1 protein-coding gene is annotated in these 2,180 nt (G+C 31.4%); it reads right to left on the reverse strand.

The window, feature by feature from the left end:
* Window positions 1–114: 114 nt before the first annotated feature.
* Window positions 115–1,920, reverse strand: coding sequence for a translation elongation factor 4 (gene lepA / locus KPL38_RS19000; RefSeq protein WP_216290704.1), 1,806 nt, complete (start codon window positions 1,918–1,920; stop codon window positions 115–117).
* Between the last annotated feature and the right edge of the window lie 260 nt (window positions 1,921–2,180).

Genomic DNA, 2,180 nt, shown 5'->3' on the forward strand with positions numbered 1-2,180 from the left:
AACAAATAAAGCAACATTAAATTTCTTCAGGATACATTTTCACTTTTCAACCCACATTCTAAATCCTAATATTTCCATTATTGTTTTTTCATAAGTTAGTTAACACTATCTATCCTAATCTACTTTAAGTATAGCCATAAATGCTTCTTGTGGAATATCTACACTTCCAACTTGTCTCATTCTCTTTTTACCTTCTTTTTGTTTGGATAATAATTTTTTCTTTCTTGAAATATCTCCACCATAGCATTTAGCTAACACATCTTTCCTAAGTGCTTTTACAGTTTCTCTTGCAATAACCTTTGCATTTATAGATGCTTGTATAGGAATTTCAAACATTTGTCTTGGTATAAGTTCTTTTAATTTTTCAGCCATAACTCTTCCTCTATGATATGCTCTCTCCTCTGGCACTATCATGGACAATGCATCAACTTTATCACCTTTAAGCAATATATCTAGTCGTACAAGATTTGTAGTAATATAGCCCTTATATTCATAATCAAAAGAAGCATAACCTTTTGTTCTTGATTTTAGTGCATCAAAAAAGTCATATACTATCTCATTAAGAGGCATATCATAATTAAGCACAACTCTAGTGGTTTCTATATATTTCATATCAATATATATACCCCTTTTATCTTGGCATAACTCCATAACTGATCCTAAATATTCTGCTGGAGTTATTATAGAGGCTTTAACCACTGGTTCTTCCATATAATCGATTTCTGTTGGTTCTGGAAGATTAGTTGGATTTGTTATTTCTATTAATTCTCCATTATTTTTCATTACTTTATAAATAACCGATGGAGCTGTAGTAATTATTTCTAGATTAAATTCTCTCTCAAGTCTCTCTTGTATTATTTCCATATGAAGAAGGCCTAAAAATCCACATCTAAATCCAAAACCCAAAGCAATAGATGTTTCTGGTTCAAACCCTAATGCTGCGTCATTTAACTGTAATCTTTCTAAAGCCTCTTTTAATTCTCCATATCTAGCACCATCTATAGGATATATTCCACTAAACACCATTGGAACTGCTGGTTTATAACCTTTTAGAGCCTTTAATGCTGGTCTATCAGCTTCAGTTACAGTATCTCCAACACGCGCATCTCTAACATTTTTTATAGATGCAGTTATATATCCAACGTCACCAGCCCTCAGCTCCGTTACTGGAAGATAATTTGGAACAAAAACTCCAACTTCTACAACTTCATATATTTTATCAGTATTCATTAATTTAATTTTTGTTCCTGTTTTAACCTTACCGTCTTTAATTCTTACATAACATACAACGCCTTTGTAACTATCATAAAAGGAGTCAAAAATCAAAGCTTTTAGTGGAGCTTCTTCATCACCATCTGGTGGCGAAATTTTTTGTACTACAGTTTCTAAGACATCTCCTACATTAAGTCCAGTTTTAGCTGAAATTCGTGGGGCATCCTGAGCTTCAATTCCTATTACATCCTCAATTTCCCTAATTACTTTGTCTGGGTTTGCACTTGGAAGATCTATCTTGTTAATAACTGGTGCAATATCAAGATTATTATCTATTGCAAGATAACAATTTGCTAAAGTCTGAGCTTGAATTCCTTGCGATGCATCAACTACAAGTACTGCTCCCTCACAAGCTGCTAAGCTCCTTGAAACTTCGTAGTTAAAATCTACATGCCCTGGAGTGTCAATAAGATTAAATATATACTCTTCTCCATTCTCTCTTTTATATACTAACCTAGCTGGTTGAGATTTTATAGTAATTCCTCTTTCTCGTTCTAGGTCCATATTATCAAGAACTTGATCTTCCATTTCTCTTTTAGTTAAAGTACCTGTCATTTCTAATAATCTATCTGCAAGAGTAGATTTGCCGTGATCAATATGTGCAACTATTGAAAAATTTCTTATATGTTTTTGTCTATTGGTCTGCATTGATTTTACCCCCATTGTTTTATGTTAATTAAGTTTAACTTAAATATACTTTTCCTTAATTATATCAGTTTTTATAAATCATATTAAATTATATCATAAATATATCTAGTTTTGTCAATGCATTGCGATTTTATATAACACTTTATTTTATTCCTCAATTGCAAAAGTAAATTCCACCCCAATACATAAAACAGTGGAAGTTAGTCTTACAAATTAAAAGGTAGATTTTACCTTTACAAATTATTATAATAATATTAGAT

It is taken from the genome of Clostridium psychrophilum, from assembly GCF_018861705.1.
Taxonomy (GTDB): Bacteria; Bacillota; Clostridia; order Clostridiales; family Clostridiaceae; genus Clostridium_AD; species Clostridium_AD psychrophilum.

What these genes read in the sequence shown, in the direction of transcription:
- lepA (WP_216290704.1), bottom strand. Translation starts at nt 1,920, where the DNA reads ATGCAGACCAATAGACAAAAACATATAAGAAATTTTTCAATAGTTGCA.